We start from the raw sequence: 18,368 nt of genomic DNA, 5'->3' as shown, positions 1-18,368 counted from the left end.
GTATTATGCGAATGCAAAACACAAATAGAACGAAAAAAGTATTAACTAATGCAAAAATTTCATTACTATTTTTTGTAATTTTATTATTTTTGAATTTTGTATCAAGAAGTGTATTTATTAAGAATTTGGGTACAGACGTATTAGGTTTAAATACATTAGCAACAAATTTAATTGGTTTTTTGAACTTGGCTGAACTTGGGGTAGTTTCGGCAATCGCTACTTCATTATATAAACCGATTGCTGAAAATAATAAAAAAGAAATAACCGAGATCATTACAATTCAGGGTTGGCTTTATAGAAATATTGCATATTTAATAATGGGAATGGCTGCAATATTAATGTGTTTTTTCCCAATAATATTTAGTAAAATTCATTTGTCTTTGTGGTATGTATATAGTATTTTTTGTGTACTGTTAATATCTTCTTTGCTGACATATTTTATAAATTATAAACAAGTTCTTTTAATAGCAGAAATGAAAGAATATAAAATAATTTTAAGTATGAAAACAATACAAATTATAAAAATAATTTTACAAATAATTTTGGTGATAAATTTTGAAAATGGTTTCGCGTATTGGCTACTATTGGAGCTTATGTATGGAATAAGTTCTAGTTTCTTTTTGAAAAGAATAATTGATAAAGAATATCCATGGCTCGATATTAATGTTAAAAAAGGGAAAATCTTAAAAGATAAACATAAGAATATAATTAAGCATACTAAACAACTTTTTTTTCATAAAATTGCTGGATTTGTTTTGTTACAAACAACTCCAATGATTATTTATGCCTATGTAAGCCTAACAATGGTGACTATGTATGATAATTATATGATGATAATTTTAGGAATTACAAGTTTGATAACTGCTGTATTTTCAAGTTTTCAGCCAGCAATTGGTAATTTGGTCACAAATGGTAATAAAAATACAATTTTAAAATTCTTTGAAGAATATTTTGTGCTAAGGTATTGGATTGCCTCTATTTTATGTATGGCATTATTTTATCAAGGACATGATTTTATTAGATTATGGGTTGGTGAAAAATTTATAATTAATGAAACTGCTTTTGTTTGGTTGAATATATATTTATTTTTGGTTTTAACGAGAGTCATAGACCCATTTGTATATGCATTTGGATTATACGGAGATATATATGCTCCAATTTTTGAAGCAATTATAAATTTGGGATTGTCAATGATTTTAGGATACTATTTTGGATTGCCAGGAATAATTGCAGGAGTAGTCATAAGTTTAATAGTTATAGTGAACTTATGGAGGCCTTTCTATATTTATAGTTTAGGGTTTAAAACAGGTTTTTATCATTATATAAAAAAATTAATGACTTATATTGTTTGTATAGCTATTTCATTAGCCTTATCAAAATTTGTAATTGATTGTTTTTATATTGATAATAAAAAAATCATGGCATTTATATTGAATTCACTAATTGTAGTGGTTTCATATGGCTTTATAAGTTTTGTGATATTATATATAGCGTGTCCTGAGTATAGGAAAGTTTTTTTTAGAGTTTTGACAGTATTAAAATTGAATAAATTTCTAAGAGATTGAGAGAAATAGATGAGTGCTAATGTTGTTATTATCATGAATGACTATACGAAAATGGGTGGAGTAGAGAAAGTTACTTCGAATTTGTCTAAGCTTTTTATGAGCTCTAATATTAAATTGTTCGGAATAATTTCTTTAAATCAAGAATTTAATGAACCTAAAATACAATATCCTGTTGAAATGCCAATTTTTTTAATGAGCATAGAGGAAATACAAAAGTTTATTCAAGAAAATAAGATTACACATGTTATAATACAAACTCAACTTTTAAAGGAAACAGTTGAAATTTTAAAAGAAATAAAGGAGTTAAAAGTTAAAAAATTCCCTATCTTACACAATACACCTTATGCATATTTAAATTACTTTTATGAAAAAAATAACCTTAAAGGGTTTTTAAAATATTTAAAAATGATTTTAGTCACAAAACAAAGAAGTATGTATTTCTTTAGGAAAATAGTTGAGTTATCAGATAAGTTTTTATTAGTTAGTAAAAAGGCTGAAATTGAATTGAAAAGCATCTTACCTATAAAATTTCATAATAAAATTTCTTATATATATAATGCTCAAGATATTCAAAAAGAGAATAATGTAAATTTTAATAAAGAAAACATTATAGTTTATGCAGGTAGGCTAGCATATGATAAACAGGTTTTTAAAGCCATTCAATTATTAGAACCCATTTTAAAAAATAATTCTGATTGGAGTGTCGAGATTTTAGGAGATGGGCCAGAAAGAGAGATAATTGAAAAGTTTATAATTGACAATAATATTAATAATATTTTTTTGAGAGGTAGTGTAGATAATGTTTTTGAATATTTATCAAGATCAAAAATAAGTTTCTTATATTCATTATATGAAGGTTTGCCAACCTCTATGTTAGAGGCTTCAATTTGTAAGAATGTATTAATAGGATCAAGTTCTAAAGGTGGAATCTCAGATATTATTGAAAATAATGTTAATGGTTTTATTGTCGAAAATGATAGTGATTTTGTTAAAAAAATTGAAAGTTTAATAGAGAATGATATTTTGAATACGAATTTAAGAAATGGGAATTCAATTGTATTAAAGAAATTTAATAACACTAGAATTTTAGAATCATGGGAAAAATTATTTATTTAGTGCGTTGTTATTGGGTGTGAAATGTTAAATAATATTCAGTTGCTTAGAGCATTTGCTGCTATAAATGTTGTTTTTTTTCATATTATTGGAATTTCTGTTCAATATGGAATGCCTGCCACTAATTTTTTATTTATGAAAGATTGGGGGCAAAATGGAGTAGATATTTTTTTTGTAATCTCAGGTTTTATAATGGTTTATATTCAGAGTAAAAAAAGAAAAGCACCATTAGATTTTTTTAGAAACAGAGTTGAACGAATTGTTCCTATATATTGGATTCTTACAGCATTATTATGTGTATTATATTTTATACTTCCTTCTGCATTTGCAAATACTGAACTGAATCTAAATAAAATGTTTTTTTCTGTTTTATTTCTTGAAAATTTGGTGAATAATAAACTTCCAGTATTGTATGTAGGCTGGACATTAGAGTATGAGATGTTGTTTTATTTCATATTTGCATTGTGTTTGTTTATTCGTAAACAAGTTGTAAGCTATATGATGATGGTTGTTATATTAGGGTCTGTTGACATTTGTTGCCTAAAAAAATAGCGAGATAGTAAAATTAAATCGCCAAACCCAATTTTACCCCCGCTATGCCTCGTACAATGCTGAATGATCAACACTGGTCTAAGTTACTTTCTATTTTCCGTCACTTTAATATTTATCTCAAACTAAATTTAAGAAATTTTATCGAAGCTATTCTATTTCGTATCAGAACAGGTTGTCCTTGGAGAGATTTACCTCAAGAATTTGGTAAGCCAAACTCTATCTTTAAGAAATACAATCGTTGGTCTAAAAATGATAAGTTTATGAATATTTTTAAATTATTTAGTAAACATGCTGATAAAGAATGGATATTTATTGATGGTAGCCACGTACGGGCACACCAGCATTCTTCAGGTATTAATAATCAAGATATTTCCAAAAGTATCGGTGGTAATAGTTCAAAAATACATTTAGCAGTTGATTCTAATGGTAATCCCATTGAGTTTATTATTTCAGATGGAACTTCCCATGATATTAAGATAGCCCCTGATCTGGTATCAAAATTAGATTTAACTGAATCAGAAATATTATGTGCTGATAAAGGTTATGACTCAGACAACTTCAGGACTCAAATTGAGCAAACAAAAACTAAGTCAAATATTCCTAGAAAATCAAACACTAAGTCTAACAATGATCATATGGATTGGCATATCTATAAAATCAGGCACTTAGTTGAGAATTCATTCTGTAGGTTAAAACAATTTAGAGGAATTTCAACTCGATATGACAAGCTAAAGCGTAATTATCAAAGTGCTGTCGCTCTTGCTTGTATATTTATTTGGTTACCATTGTAGGTTAAGTTCCATACTGCAAATGTCAACACACCCTAAGCTTTTTTGTTTTTTTTACTCATTTAGATTATTTAATTTATGAATTTGTTTTAGGTATGTTGTGCGCATTCATTTTTTTAAATGTAAAAAGAAAATTTGGATTGTATATTTTTATTGTTGGTGCTATTGGGCTGATTTTATCTATTTTTTGGAATTTCGATGTAAGTAGATTAATAATGTGGGGAATCCCATCTTTTTTTATTGTTTTGGGTATTCTGTGGGTGCGGCAGATTCAGAATAATTTTTTTCAATACCTTGGTGATGCATCATATAGTATTTATTTAATCCAAGTCTTTTCTATTCCTGTTTTTTATAAAGTTAGTTCCAAGTATTTTAATTACACAAATGGAAATATTGCAGCAATCATGTGTTTAATGTTTTCTATATTATGCGGTTGTCTATTTTATAAATTTGTAGAAACTAGGATTTCCAATTTTTTAAAAAAGCTAAATACAAAAAGACACATTTAATTTTTTTAATATGAGGATTATTGACTTTAATTATGTATAATTAAATATGATTAAATATACAAATTATTTATGGTATAGAGCGAATGAATTTTCAACCTATTATTCTTTCTGGCGGTTCTGGTACACGTCTATGGCCGCTATCAAGAGAAAAATACCCAAAACAATTATTAACACTTTTTAATCAATACAGTATGCTGCAAAATACTGCTTTAAGATTTGATAGTAAAGTTAGGTTATCATTAAAAGTCAATGATCCAGTTGTAGTTTCAAATAAAGAATATAGATTCTTAATTGCGGAGCAATTAAGGCAAATAAATATAAATTCTAAAATTGTACTTGAACCGTGTGGCCGTAATACGGCACCTGCACTAACGTTGGCAGCATTGAAAACACTTGAAGAAAATCAAGATGCAATTATGTTGGTTATGCCTGCTGATCATTTAATTGAGAATGTTAATTCATTTCATAAAGCTATTGAGCTAGGAATTTTAAAGGCAAAAGAAGGAGGGGTTGTTTGTTTTGGGATTCCACCAACAAGGGCTGATATAGGTTATGGATATATAAAAACAGAATCAGTAAATGATTCTGGAATAAAAGTTTTAGATTCATTCGTTGAAAAACCTAATTTGGAGACGGCACTTGGATATTTAAAGTCTGGTGACTATGTTTGGAATAGTGGAATTTTTATGCTTAAAGCAAGTACTTGGGTAAATGCTATTTCTCAACTTAATCCAAAAATTTATGAAGCCTGTAAGAAGGCATATGAACTGGCAACAATAGATAAAGACTTTATTTGGGTGGATAATGATTTATTTTCAGCATCACCTGAAGATTCAATAGATTATTGTGTTATGGAGCATATTGGTAAAGACAACAAATATAATCTAGATGCATATGTAGTGCCAATGTCTGTAGGATGGTCTGATGTAGGTTCTTGGGATGCTGTTTGGGAACAAAGTAATAAAGATAACAAAGGTAATGTTACTAATAGAAAAGAAGACACTTTTTTTTATAATAGTCAAGATAGTTTAGTTTTCTCTGATAATAAAAGATTAATTTCGTTGTTGGATCTAAATGATATTGTTGTTGTTGATACTCAGGATGCGTTGTTGGTTGCTAATAAATCAAAACTTTCTAATATTAAACAGTTGGTTGGTTTGATTAGAGAAACTCATATGCCACTAACACAACTTGGTAGAAAAGTCTATCGTCCTTGGGGGAATTATGATTCAATTGATAGTGGTGATAATTTTCAAGTGAAACGCATAATTGTTAACTCTGGTGAAACCTTGAGCCTTCAAATGCACTATCATAGAGCGGAGCACTGGGTAGTAGTAAAAGGTACCGGTAAAATTACTCGAGATAATGAGACTTTTTTACTTCATGAAAATCAATCAGTTTATATTCCCATTGGAACAGTTCACCGTTTAGAAAACCCTGGTAAACTTCCATTAGAGTTGATCGAAGTACAATCAGGCAATTATTTGGGTGAGGATGATATTGTTCGACTCGAAGATGTATATGGTCGTGTTAAAGAGTAATAAAAATCTATGTTGTTACTTTCATTAGCACTAATATTATTTCCTTTTGCTTTTTTAGATAGAGGTTTTAACACACAAACAAAAAAATTTATTATATTTTCATTTTGTGTGTTATTTATTATTTTGAGTGGAATAAGATGGAATACTGGCACTGATTGGGATGCGTATCTTTATAGTTTTTCTGCTGCAACAACTTATGATAATGCTGTAAATTCTCCAATTTCTTTTGAATGGGGATATAGTGTCTTAAACCTACTAATTAATAAATTAGTAGGTTCTTATACAGTATTTTTATTTATTTTTGGTTTTATAACAATATATCTAAAATTTTTAGTTATAAATAGGACTCAATTTATAGGTTGTGCATTATTTAGTCTGTATATTTTTTATTGTTATTCCATGGGAGATATTGTTTTTGGTCGGCAATCATTAGCAATATCTTTAGTTTTATTTTCATTTATATATATTCTTAAAAAAGAAATGCTGAAATTTATTTTTTGCATTTTTTTAGCTAGCTTGATTCATAGATCATCAATAATTTGTTTATTTCTATATTATATTTATAATTTGAATATTTCAAAAAAAAACATGTTGTTAATTTTTATATCAAGTATGTTTGTTGGTTTGGCTTTATTTAATTTTAAGATTTCTAATCTTAATATTCCTATTATTTCTCAATTTAGTGCCTTTGCCGCTTATCAAGATAAACTTGATGCTTATAGTGAATTAGGTCAAGTTAGTTATGGACAAGTTGATTCTAATTTATCAAATATTCTTGGCTATCTAAGAAAAGGATTATTTGTTATTCCAATGATTATTCTTGTAAAGAAAGAAAATATTGTTATTTACAGATTGTTAAATTTTTCGATATTTGGCTCAATGGTATATTTCATACTTGGAGCTATAGCTACTGATTTTAAGCGATTAGGTGGATATTTTGATATTTTTGATATTTTAATTATTCCTGCTGTTTTATATGGAATTGATAATAAAAAAGTTCGATATGTTTTGATTTTAATTTATTCGATAATGATTTTTTTGAGATTATATACATCTTTATTTAACTTTTGGAATGAGTATGATCCATTTATTACAATTTTTGATTTTCACAAAACTAGATATTAGGAGTTTAATGCAATGAAAATGTTATATATTGGACCAAAAGTTTTAAAGGTTATGACTGGTGGTGATTCAGTAAATAAAAGAAATGAGAATATATTGAAAAATATTCTCCAAGATGATTTTTTAACTTTTTATATAGATAAACCAGAAAATTCTATTTTTCAAAAGTTTAAAGGTTATTTAGGCGGGATTAATGAAAGTAATATTGCTGAAATCATACATGTAATTTTAAAAAATGATATATCCTGTGTTTTTTTAAGTCAAAGTTTCTATGGGAAATTATGTAAAAAATTAAGAGCATACTTTCCTAACCTAAAAATTATCACTTTTTATCATAATATTGAAAAACATTATGCAAGAGAATACTTGAAGGTTGCAGGGTTAACCCATTACCCTTTTTACTTATTGGCAACTTATAATGAAAGACAAACAGTAATGTATTCAACTTATAATTTTGTTTTAAATCAAAGAGATTCATTATTGATGCATGATATTTATAAAAAAACTAGTGATTTTACTTTACCAGTGTCATATAAAGATGTATTTGATGAAAGTAAAATAATAAGAGAGCCAAATAGTCGTTTAAAAATTTTATTTGTAGGAACAGCTTTTTTTGGGAACTTACCTGGTATTGAATTTTTTGTTAAAAATGTTATGCCTTATGTAAACGCAGAATTAATTATAGTTGGGAAAGGAATGGATAATTATAAGGCTAAATTTGAAATTTCTAAAAATGTTAAAGTTTTGGGTTTCGTTGATGATTTATCTTTATATTATTATTGTGCTTCAATTGTAGTTGCCCCTATATTTTCTGGGGGTGGAATGAAAACTAAGATTGCTGAGGCACTTATGTATGGAAAGACTATTCTTGGTACAAAGGAAGCATTTGAAGGTTATGAAAAAAATAATGTGGTTACTATAGAATGTAATACTGCTGATGAATTTATTTCTACAATTAATCAGTTAGATTCTAATATTTCACCATTTAATGAGACTGCAAGAGAGTTGTACAAAAAAAATTATGATGATGCTATATTGCAGAGTGATTTAAAACAATATTTATCAGATTTAATGTAGTTAGTTATGGATAAATCTATTTCTGTTATAATACCGTGTTTCAATTCTGTGAAAACAATTGAAAGATGTTTGCTGTCGGTTTTCAATCAATCTATCTTACCTGATGAAATTATTTGTATTGATGATGGTTCTTCAGACTCTACTTTGATTTTACTGGAAAAAATTAGATTAAATTGTGATAAAAATATTTCTTTTAAAATCTTGAAGCAAGCAAATTTAGGACCTTCAAGCGCACGTAATAATGGTGCTAAATTAGCATCAAGCAAATATTTAGCTTTTCTCGACTCAGATGATGTTTGGCATCCTCAAAAACTCGAAATTTCTATTTTTTTTCTTCTAGAATACAATTTAGATTTTCTTTTTCATCAATATGATAGTACTAGTATTGCTGAATATGAAAAATATAACATTAGTAACTTATCGATCAAGAGTTTAAAAAAGAGTCGATTTATGTTTAAAAATTATATTGCTACACCAACAGTTATTTTGTGTAAAGAGTTATTCGTACCATTTCCAGAGAATCTATCATATTGTGAAGATTATTGCTGTTGGATTTTAAATAATCACAATGATTATTTTTACTTTGTAGATTTGCCATTATCAAATGGTTTTAAAAAGCCAATTGGTGAGGCAGGTCTTTCAAGTAATATTTATAAAATGCATCGCGGTTTCTTAGATGCTTTAAAGTATTTACTACAAGTGAAAAAAATTAGCCTAAGCTTTTATATTATTGCTTTTATTTTTGAATATTTAAAATATCCATTACGTTATTTCAGGTGAGCCATGATTTACGCATCAATTGTAATTTATAAACATTCTTTAGAAGAGCTCGAGCCAACACTTAATAGCCTCTTCGCATCTGATTCAGTTACTAAAGTTATATTAGTCGATAATGATAAAAGTACATGGGCGAAAGATTTTTTACATCCAAAAATAATATACATTAAATCGCCTAGTAACAATGGATTTGGTTTTGGACATAATTTAGCGATAAAAGAATTTGCGGGTCAATCTGATTATTTTTTAATTTGCAATCCTGATATTATTTACAATTTTGAAGATTTTGAAAATTTTTTTAATTTTGTGAAAACTAGACCAGAAGGTTTATTTTTACCAAAAATCATTTATCCTAATGGGGAAGATCAGTTTGGAGCAAGATTATTACCATCACCTATGAACTTATTTGCGCGAAGATTTTCAAAAAAATTAGCTTTACAACTTGATCAACAATATTTACTAAAACATTATATAATTGATAAACCAACATTTGTACCATACCTTTCAGGTTGCTTTATGTTGTTTAAATCAGAAGTATTAATTGCTATAGATGGATTTGATGAACTTTTTTTTATGTATATGGAAGATATTGATATATCGAGACGCTGTGCAGAAAAATTTGGGAACTTGTATTGCCCACAATTTTCAATAACACATGTACATGAGCAAGCATCATACAAAAATCGAAAATTGTTAAAAGCCCACCTACAAAGTGCTATACTCTATTTTAATAAGTGGGGTTGGTTGTATGATTCTTCACGAACTCGTTTAAATAACCAATGTGTAAATGCATTAGCTAAAAAGTAAATTGTATATATAAATATCGGGATCGGAGTATGTTAAAAAGAATAATTGATTTTTTTATAGCTTTACTTGCTTTAATTCTTTTATCCCCAATTTTTCTGTTAGTGGCATTGAAAGTTCGTAAAAACCTAGGTTCGCCAATCTTTTTTTACCAAGATCGTCCAGGTAAAGATGGCAAGCTCTTTCGAATGATAAAATTCCGTTCAATGAAAGATGCAGTAGATAAAGATGGCAATCCATTACCAGATGAACAGCGAATTACACCTTTTGGTAAAAAATTGCGCTCCACAAGTCTTGATGAAATGCCACAATTGATCAACGTAATCAAGGGCGATATGAGTATCGTTGGTCCCCGTCCGCAGCTTCCTGATTTCGTAGAACATTATACCCCTCATCAAATGCGTCGCCATGAAGTCAAACCTGGTATGACTGGTCTTGCTCAAGTCAGTGGTAGAAATAATTTATCTTGGGAAGAAAAGTTTGATCTTGATGTTGAGTATGTTGATACTCATTCCGTGAGTTTAGATTTTAAAATAATGTTTAAAACTGTAGAAGTCATGATGAAAAAAGAAGGGATTGATTCACCAGATCAGGCTGTTGGTGCGAGCCGCTTCTCTGGTTCAGAGTCTGCTTCAGATCAAAAATCAACCCACCATTAATTTATCGAAAGAAATTGTAATGATCAAAAAAGCTATTTTACCCGTTGCTGGACTTGGTACACGGTTTTTGCCTGCAAGTAAATCTATTCCAAAAGAAATGGTAACGGTTGTAGATCGCCCAGCAATAGAATATGTTGTGAAAGAAGCTGTGCAAGCTGGGATTGAACAAATTATTCTTGTAACTCATTCCTCTAAAGCTTCTATTGAAAATTATTTTGATCGCAATTTTGAACTTGAAACAACTTTAGAAAATAAAAAGAAATTTGATTTATTGGATGAAATAACCAAAATTATCCCATCGAATGTATCAATTGTTAGTGTGCGCCAACCACAGCCATTAGGTCTTGGGCATGCTGTACTTTGTGCAAAAGATGTCGTGGGTGACGAAGCATTTGCGGTACTACTTCCTGATGTTTTGGTAAAAACCAATGCTGAACAAAATGACTTGGCACGAATGATTCAACATTTTGATGATAGCAATGCTGCGCAGATTATGGTTGAAGCTGTACCAGATGATTTAGTTGATCAATATGGTATTGTAGATGTAAAACAAGCCCCAGCAGAGGGGCAAAGCATAGTAATGCAAGGGATTGTGGAAAAACCTGCTATTGGTACTGCACCATCTAACTTATCAGTGGTTGGACGATATGTTTTACCAGCCAAGATTATGCAACTTTTACAAAATACACCGAAAGGTGCAGGCAATGAAATCCAGCTAACAGACGCAATCGCAGCATTACAACAAACTGAAAATGTCGAAGCTTATCGCATGGCAGGTCAAACCTTTGATTGTGGAAGTAAAATTGGTTACTTAAAAGCAGTATTGCATTATGGCGTAGCACATCCAAAATTGGGTGGAGAATTTAAAAAAATGATTAAAGAATTAGATCTTTAAAACGAGGTCAGTATGAAAATTGCAGTATTTGGTGCGACTTTACAAGCAGCGGTAATGAGTGCCTTATCTGCGGAAATGGGACATTTTGTGAGTTGGTGCCCAACAACGGATTTGTCTCATTTTCAATTGAGTAGTTTAAATTTTGATAGTCAACTCAATCATTTAATTGAAAAACAAATTAATTCTAAATTTCTCAATATCTTAGATCAGCAGATCATTGATCAAGAATTTGATGTGTACTTTTTCGCATTTAATCCACTCAATCAAGATATTGCTCTGGAATTGGTGCAAAAGCTCAGTGAAAAGCCGATTATTCATCCTAAATTGATGATCAATGGTTCAACGTTTGGCTTACGCGGAACTGAACAACTTCAAAAGATCTTGTCAAAAGATGCATGGGTATACTGGCCAGATATGACGCAAGATGGTCGTTCGATAGAAAGTATCATGCAAGCTAAATCAATCGTCATCGGTATTGATGATCAGGGGTTTGCCAAAACGCAGATGCAGGAATTGCTACGCCCGATTTTTAATCGTCAAGAACAAATTCTATTTATGCCGATCCTCGATGCAGAATTTACCAAGTTGAGTATCTCAGGCATGTTGGCTACTCGGATCAGTTATATGAATGATCTGGCGCTGGTCGCGGAAAAGTTAAATATTGATATTGAAAATGTGCGACTAGGCTTAGGGGCTGATAATCGGATTGGTTCTAGTTATCTTTATCCTGGCGCAGGATTTGGTGGGGAACACTTTTCACGTGATATTTTGACATTATCACAAACCATTTCTGATTCAGGTAATGGCAGTCGTCTTTTGCAGCAAGTTTGGGATATTAACGAACAACAAAAAGAAATTTTATTCCGTAAATTTTGGAATTATTATCATTCTGATATTCAAGGAAAAACCGTTGCGATTTGGGGTGCTGCATTTAAAGAAAAATCTTCAAGTGTGGTCAATTCTCCGATACACCATTTATTGAAAGCTTTTTGGGCGCAAGGTGTGACTGTGAAATTGCATGATCCTAAAGCTTTAAAAGAAATTGAAGCGATTTATGGACAACGTACCGATTTGATTTATTGTGATGATCAATATGATACGGCTCAAGATGCCGATGCTTTATGTTTATTGACTGCTTGGAAACAATATCAAAGTCCAGATTATCAGAAATTAAAACAATTGATGAAGCATCCATTTATTTTGGATGGTCGAAATATTTATGAGCCAGACTATGTAAAAGCTCAAGGATTTGCTTATGAAGGAGTGGGGCGTTTATGAAAAATATAGAACAATTTCCCCAAAAATCTTCAGCACACGAAACGCTTGAAACGCTGTCCAATGATTTTCAAAATATTCATTTAAATTCTTTATTTGCTGAAGATAGTCAGCGATTTGAGCATCTTTCTGCACATTTAGAGCAACTGTGTTTCGATTTTAGTAAACATCGAATTGATCAAAATGTATTGCAACAACTGATTGATTTCGCTCATGAGCAGAATTTGCCTGAATGGATAGGACGTTTATTTTCTACTGAAAAAATTAACTATACTGAAAATCGTGCCGTTATGCATTGGGCACTGCGCTTGCCTAAAAATGATACCGTTCATCCTGAGCTGGCTGAACAAATACATGCGCAACTAGAGCGTATGTATAGTTTGGTTGAGAAAATCCATGCAGGTCAGTACCGTGGTTCTACGGGTGAAGTGATTCGTGATGTGGTGAATATTGGCGTTGGTGGCTCTGATTTGGGGCCATTGATGGTGACTCACGCGCTCAGCGATTTTAAAGTACAAACAGAACAGGCTTTAAACGTTCATTTTGTTTCGACAATGGATGGTAGTCAATTATCTGATTTATTACATAAATTTAGACCAGAAACGACGCTATTTATTATCTCTTCCAAGTCTTTTGGAACAATTGATACTTTATCAAATGCGCAAACTGCTCGCTGTTGGCTTGAAAAAGCCTTGGGACAAAGTTCTTCGATTTTAAAATGTCATTTTATCGGTGTTTCGACCAAGCCTGAGAAAATGTCAGAGTGGGGAATCTGCCCAGAAAATCAATTGTTACTCTGGGATTGGGTCGGTGGGCGATATTCACTATGGTCTTGTATTGGATTGCCGATTGCTCTGAGTATTGGGGTTGAAGGATTCAAACAATTATTACATGGTGCATATTTGGTTGATCAGCATTTTCAAGATACTGATTTTAAATCTAATATACCTGTTCTGATGGGAATGTTAGGTGTTTGGAATAGTAATTTTTTAAAAATGCAAACCCATGCCGTACTTCCTTATGATGGTCGTTTAAAGTATTTTGCATCTTATTTGCAACAGCTTGAAATGGAGTCTAATGGCAAGTCGATTAGTCGCCAAGATCAAAAAATTAGCCAAAGCACTTGTCCTATTGTTTGGGGTGAAGTGGGTCCAAATGCACAACATGCTTTTTATCAACTGTTACATCAAGGTACACATTCAGTAAGCTGTGACTTTATCGCAGCGGTAAATCGTTATAATGCCAATCAATTTACCTATGCTGAAAATGCTGATGAATTAGTTGCTCAACATCATTTGGCACTTTCAAACTGTTTGGCACAATCGCGTTTATTGGCCTTTGGCAATCAAGCTTTAAATGTGGATGAAGTTCAGGATTTACCTTTATATAAACAATATGAAGGAAATCAGCCAAGTACAACAATGTTGATCCAAGAACTTAATCCTTTAAGTTTGGGAATGTTGATTGCACTTTATGAGCATAAAGTTTTTGTACAATCGGTGATTTGGAATATCAATCCATTTGATCAGTGGGGCGTTGAAAAAGGCAAAGAAATTGCCAATCAATTGTTACCTATTTTAAATGGATCACAGTCTGATGTATCGAAGCTTGATGCCTCAACGAAAGCTTTGATTAAGATTTTACTCGGGAAATAATATGGCTAAGATATTGGTTACAGGTGGTGCAGGCTATATTGGCTCTCATACTTGTGTTGAGCTTTTAAATGCAGGGCATCAAGTGGTTGTGCTTGATAATCTATCCAATAGTTCAGAAGAATCACTGAATCGTGTGCAAGCATTGACTGGTAAAACACTTGATTTTATTCAAGGGGATATCCGTCGTACTGAAGATTTGGATCAAGTTTTCAATACACATCAGATTGATGCTGTGATTCATTTTGCAGGTTTAAAAGCGGTTGGAGAAAGTCAGAAAATTCCGTTGGCTTATTTTGATAATAATATCAATGGCAGCATTGCGCTTATTCAGGCAATGCAACGTGCTAAGGTATTTAATTTTATTTTTAGTTCCTCTGCAACAGTTTATGGTGAAAGTAATCCGTCACCATATCAAGAAAAGATGCCGTTAGGGATGCCTAATAATAATTATGGCTATACCAAACTTGTAATTGAGCAGATGTTAGAAAAGATAGCAATTGCTGATCCTCAATGGTCAATTGCTTTACTGCGTTATTTCAATCCTGTAGGTGCTCATCAGAGTGGTCGTATTGGTGAAGATCCACAAGGTATACCCAATAATTTGATGCCTTTTGTAACCCAAGTTGCAGTTGGACGTAGAGATAAACTTTCGATATTTGGTTGTGATTATGAGACACAAGATGGTACTTGTGAGCGTGACTTTATTCATGTTGTAGATCTGGCTCAAGCCCATTTGTGTGCATTAACAAATCGTTTAGAGAGTAAAGGCTGCCGTGCGTGGAATATCGGAACAGGCAAACCTATTTCAGTTTTAGAAATAAAAAATACATTTGAGAAAGTTAATCAAATAGCGATTCCATTTGAGTTTGCTGAGAGACGTACGGGTGATTTACCTAGTTTTTATGCAGACAGTACAAGAGCTCAACAAGAACTAGGCTGGTCTGCTCAATACGATCTTGAGGACATGTTGATTGATAGTTGGAATTGGCAAAAACAAAACCCTAAAGGTTATCATTGAGTTAGATTAACCACATTTTAAAAGGCTAAATATCACCATATTTAGCCTTTTTTATTTTCATGATTTGTTCATTCAATCGTCACAAATTCTTCATTGCGAGTCCGCACACTATTCCCCAAATTGAAAATAATACTGAGGAATAACATGCCAAAAACAAAAATCGTGTTTCCATCAACACTTATATTTTGTGCATTCATTTTACAAGGTTGTAATGATGATAAAGAAACAGTCATACCAACACCGATCAATCCGACAGTTCAAGGCACAACTGCTCAAGTAGCCTTATTGGAAACAACTGATTTGCATAGCAATGTTTTAAGTTATGATTATTTTAAACTTGCCGAAGACAAATCCGTTGGTTTGGAGCGTACAGCCACACTGATCAATCAGGCACGTCAGCAATTTCCAAATAATTTACTTTTGGATAATGGCGATACTATTCAAGGTACAGCTTTGGCTGACTATCAAGCGACGGTAAATCCGATCAAATGTGATCAAACTTTAGCGATTTATAAAGTGATGAATCAGCTTAAATTTGATGGGGGTGGGATTGGCAATCATGAGTTTAACTATGGATTACCTTTTTTAAATCAAGTGACCAATAGTAAATTTGATGTAGAGGGCATCGCCAGCCCAAGTGCTCAGCCGAATTGTTCAGGGCCGACATTCCCACAAGTCTTGGCCAATGTATACAGTGCAAAAAGCAAACAGCCACTATTTAAGCCTTATAAAATTATCGAAAAACAGATCAGTGCTATTACTCCAGATGGCAAAAAAATTACATCTACAGTAAAAGTGGGCATTATTGGTTTCGCACCACCACAAATTTTAAATTGGGATAAACGTTGGTTAGAAGGTAAGGTTTATACCGTTGGTGTGAAAGAAGCTGCAGAAGAATTTATTCCAAAAATGAAAGCAGAAGGCGCAGACTTAATTGTCGTGATTTCACATGGCGGTTTGGATAGTAGTCCGTATTCACCGACCATGGAAAATGGCAGTTTCTATTTATCGAAAGTCAAAGATGTGGATGCGATGTTAATCGGACATTCACATGATACTTTCCCAAATAAAGACAGCACGACGCCACAGTTCAACCTTGCTGGGGTAGATAAAAGCAAAGGATTGGTCAATGGTGTGCCAACGGTCATGAGTAGCTTTTGGGGTAAAGTCCTCGGGGTCATCCAACTCAACTTAGTCTTTGATGGTAAAAAATGGGTGGTAGATAAATCTAAAACCCAAGTCGAAGCACGTAGTATTCAAAATGCTGATAAATCGTATATTGATGTAGACCCAAGCATTGCCAAAGCGATTAGTGCTGAGCATCAAGCAACGATCCAGTATGTGAAGACACCGATTGGCACGACAGATTTTAATATGACCAGTTATTTTGCTGATGTGGGTGATCCAGCTGCTATTGAAATCGTGAACCAAGCCCAAGCGGATTATGTGGCAAATTATGTGAAAAATAATTTACCTCAATATGCCAATTTACCTGTGCTTTCAGTGAGTGCGCCGTTTAAGAGTGGTTTTGCGGGGGGAACGGATTATACAGATGTGTCTTCAGGTAATCTTGCGATTAATAATGCAGCAGATTTATACCTTTATCCAAACAATGTTTATGCCGTCAAAGTGTCAGGCACTGATATAAAAAATTGGCTTGAAACATCGGCTAAACGCTTCAATCAAATTGATCCGAGTAAAACCACTGCTCAAGATTTGATTAGTAAGTTCCCTGGTTATAATTTCGATATGTTTACCAGCGCAGATTTAAGTTATCAAATTGATGTGACGCAAAGTATTGGCAATCGCATTAAAAATTTAAAATATAAAGGGCAGGCAATCAATCTAAGCCAAGAATTTATCGTCGCAACCAATAACTATCGTGCAAGTGGTGGGGGTAATTTCCCCGGGATTGATGGGACCAAAACCATTTATGCAGCACCAGATGCTAACCGTGATGCATTGATTAGTTATATTAAAAAGATCAAAAATATTAGTCGTGTAGCCAATGGTCAGCATCGTAGTTGGTCATTTGTGCCTGTAACCACAGCAGGCACTGTGACTTTTACTTCAGCACAAAACAAATTGCCTCTGGCTCAAGCGGCAGGACTGAATTTTGTATCACTCTATCAAGCGGATGATGGCTTAGGTAAAGGGATGTCGATCTACAAAGTTGATTTGTCGAAAGCTCAATGATGAAAGCATTTTTTCAATTCTCCTATGCTCGCTATATCCTCTTGAGCATAGGAATGGTGATTGCTGTTTTTACAGGGTATAGCATTGTATTTCATCATAAATTATCCAATGCGGAAATCGATCAACTAGAAATGCAATCTACTTTTGGTCAAGATGAAGCCTCGCTTTTAAGGCTTAAAAAAGCTGCTGATCGTGGGCAGATTGAGGCAAAAATGGCAGTGGGGAAAAGCTATTTGTTTAAGCAACAGTATCCCTTAGCGATTGTTTATTTGGATAGTGCTGCTCAGCATGGCAATGTTGAAGCAGCAACGACTTTGGGTAAAATCTATTTTCAAGGTGATGACCGACTTGCTAAAAATCCAGAATTGGCATTGAAATATTTTAATCAAGCTTATGCACAGCAAGATCCGAGTGCTGCATATTATTTAGGATTAATTTATAAAAATGGATATGGTCTAAAAGCAGATATTGTGAAAGCCAATCAATATTTTCAATTTGCGGCAGATCATCAGATTGCTAATGCCATGTTTATGCTCGGCAATGCCTATCAGTATGGGGATGGTAAACAGGTTAATTTACAGCAAGCTTATCTTTGGTATCAAAAAGCAGCTGACTTAGAATTACCTGAAGCGATACAAGAGCTTGCACATATTTATCAATATGGAAATCAAGCTATTGAAGCAAATCAAACGGCTTATCAACAGCAAATGATGGAAATTGGGCATTCATTAAAGCATCCTGCTTTATCGCCTTGAGAGCAGGTTAAAAGTAGCGTTGCTATACATTTTGAATGATGGAATAGTTGACTAAATATTTTTATAT

General features: G+C 32.2%; 16 protein-coding genes and 1 pseudogene. All 17 read left to right on the top strand.

The features are described 5' to 3' along the window. Positions 1-11 precede the first annotated feature (11 nt). The 17 genes and pseudogenes from F960_RS04055 (at position 12) to F960_RS03975 (ending at position 18,301) form a co-directional block, all read left to right on the top strand. Complete coding sequence (locus F960_RS04055) at positions 12-1,565, top strand: MATE family efflux transporter (protein WP_020846627.1); 1,554 nt, start codon at positions 12-14, stop codon at positions 1,563-1,565. Positions 1,566-1,574: 9 nt separating this feature from the next. Beyond that, a complete protein-coding gene (locus F960_RS04050) occupies positions 1,575-2,681 on the top strand; it encodes a glycosyltransferase (RefSeq protein WP_004858530.1) in 1,107 nt (368 codons plus the stop codon). Positions 2,682-2,702: 21 nt separating this feature from the next. Next, positions 2,703-3,230: an acyltransferase family protein gene (locus F960_RS04045; protein WP_004858529.1), complete on the top strand. Its 528-nt coding sequence runs from the start codon at positions 2,703-2,705 to the stop codon at positions 3,228-3,230. A 44-nt stretch (positions 3,231-3,274) separates the two neighbouring features. After that, on the top strand, positions 3,275-4,021 hold the full coding sequence (locus tag F960_RS04040) for an IS5 family transposase (protein WP_004855273.1): 747 nt from the start codon (positions 3,275-3,277) through the stop codon (positions 4,019-4,021). Positions 4,022-4,065: 44 nt separating this feature from the next. Continuing rightward, positions 4,066-4,527: pseudogene (locus F960_RS23200) on the top strand (acyltransferase family protein); the annotation flags it as partial. Between the two features lie 83 nt (positions 4,528-4,610). Beyond that, entirely contained in the window at positions 4,611-6,068 is a 1,458-nt protein-coding gene (locus F960_RS04030) for a mannose-1-phosphate guanylyltransferase/mannose-6-phosphate isomerase (RefSeq protein ID WP_004858525.1), read from the top strand. A 9-nt stretch (positions 6,069-6,077) separates the two neighbouring features. Beyond that, a complete protein-coding gene (locus F960_RS04025; protein ID WP_004858523.1) occupies positions 6,078-7,193 on the top strand; it encodes an EpsG family protein in 1,116 nt (371 codons plus the stop codon). 12 nt (positions 7,194-7,205) lie between these two features. After that, positions 7,206-8,267 (top strand): glycosyltransferase family 4 protein, encoded by a 1,062-nt coding sequence (locus F960_RS04020; RefSeq protein ID WP_004858520.1) that lies wholly within the window; start codon positions 7,206-7,208, stop codon positions 8,265-8,267. Positions 8,268-8,273: 6 nt separating this feature from the next. Next, a complete protein-coding gene (locus F960_RS04015; RefSeq protein WP_004858518.1) occupies positions 8,274-9,047 on the top strand; it encodes a glycosyltransferase family 2 protein in 774 nt (257 codons plus the stop codon). A 3-nt stretch (positions 9,048-9,050) separates the two neighbouring features. Further along, the gene (locus tag F960_RS04010) at positions 9,051-9,851 is read left to right on the top strand and encodes a glycosyltransferase (RefSeq protein WP_004858516.1); all 801 of its coding nucleotides are present in this window, start codon (positions 9,051-9,053) and stop codon (positions 9,849-9,851) included. A gap of 29 nt (positions 9,852-9,880) precedes the next feature. Further along, entirely contained in the window at positions 9,881-10,507 is a 627-nt protein-coding gene (locus F960_RS04005; protein ID WP_004858513.1) for a sugar transferase, read from the top strand. Positions 10,508-10,526: 19 nt separating this feature from the next. Then, the gene (gene galU, locus F960_RS04000; RefSeq protein WP_004858509.1) at positions 10,527-11,402 is read left to right on the top strand and encodes a UTP--glucose-1-phosphate uridylyltransferase GalU; all 876 of its coding nucleotides are present in this window, start codon (positions 10,527-10,529) and stop codon (positions 11,400-11,402) included. Positions 11,403-11,414: 12 nt separating this feature from the next. Then, positions 11,415-12,680 carry a UDP binding domain-containing protein gene (locus F960_RS03995; protein ID WP_004858506.1) on the top strand — a complete coding sequence of 422 codons (1,266 nt, stop codon included), beginning with the start codon at positions 11,415-11,417 and terminating at the stop codon, positions 12,678-12,680. Beyond that, positions 12,677-14,332, top strand: coding sequence for a glucose-6-phosphate isomerase (gene pgi, locus F960_RS03990; protein WP_004858503.1), 1,656 nt, complete (start codon positions 12,677-12,679; stop codon positions 14,330-14,332). The genes F960_RS03995 and pgi overlap by 4 nt, the downstream gene beginning before the upstream one ends. A 1-nt stretch (position 14,333) precedes the next feature. After that, a complete protein-coding gene (gene galE / locus F960_RS03985) occupies positions 14,334-15,350 on the top strand; it encodes a UDP-glucose 4-epimerase GalE (RefSeq protein WP_004858498.1) in 1,017 nt (338 codons plus the stop codon). 144 nt (positions 15,351-15,494) lie between these two features. Continuing rightward, entirely contained in the window at positions 15,495-17,546 is a 2,052-nt protein-coding gene (locus tag F960_RS03980; protein WP_004858495.1) for a bifunctional 2',3'-cyclic-nucleotide 2'-phosphodiesterase/3'-nucleotidase, read from the top strand. Beyond that, on the top strand, positions 17,543-18,301 hold the full coding sequence (locus F960_RS03975; protein WP_004858492.1) for a tetratricopeptide repeat protein: 759 nt from the start codon (positions 17,543-17,545) through the stop codon (positions 18,299-18,301). Before F960_RS03980 ends, F960_RS03975 begins: the two co-directional genes overlap by 4 nt. The last annotated feature ends 67 nt before the right edge of the window (positions 18,302-18,368 follow it).

Origin of the sequence: Acinetobacter gerneri DSM 14967 = CIP 107464 = MTCC 9824 (assembly GCF_000368565.1) — a bacterium.
GTDB lineage: Bacteria > Pseudomonadota > Gammaproteobacteria > Pseudomonadales > Moraxellaceae > Acinetobacter > Acinetobacter gerneri.
Note: the sequence above shows the minus strand (reverse complement) of the source record. Positions and strands in the feature narration are given on the sequence as shown.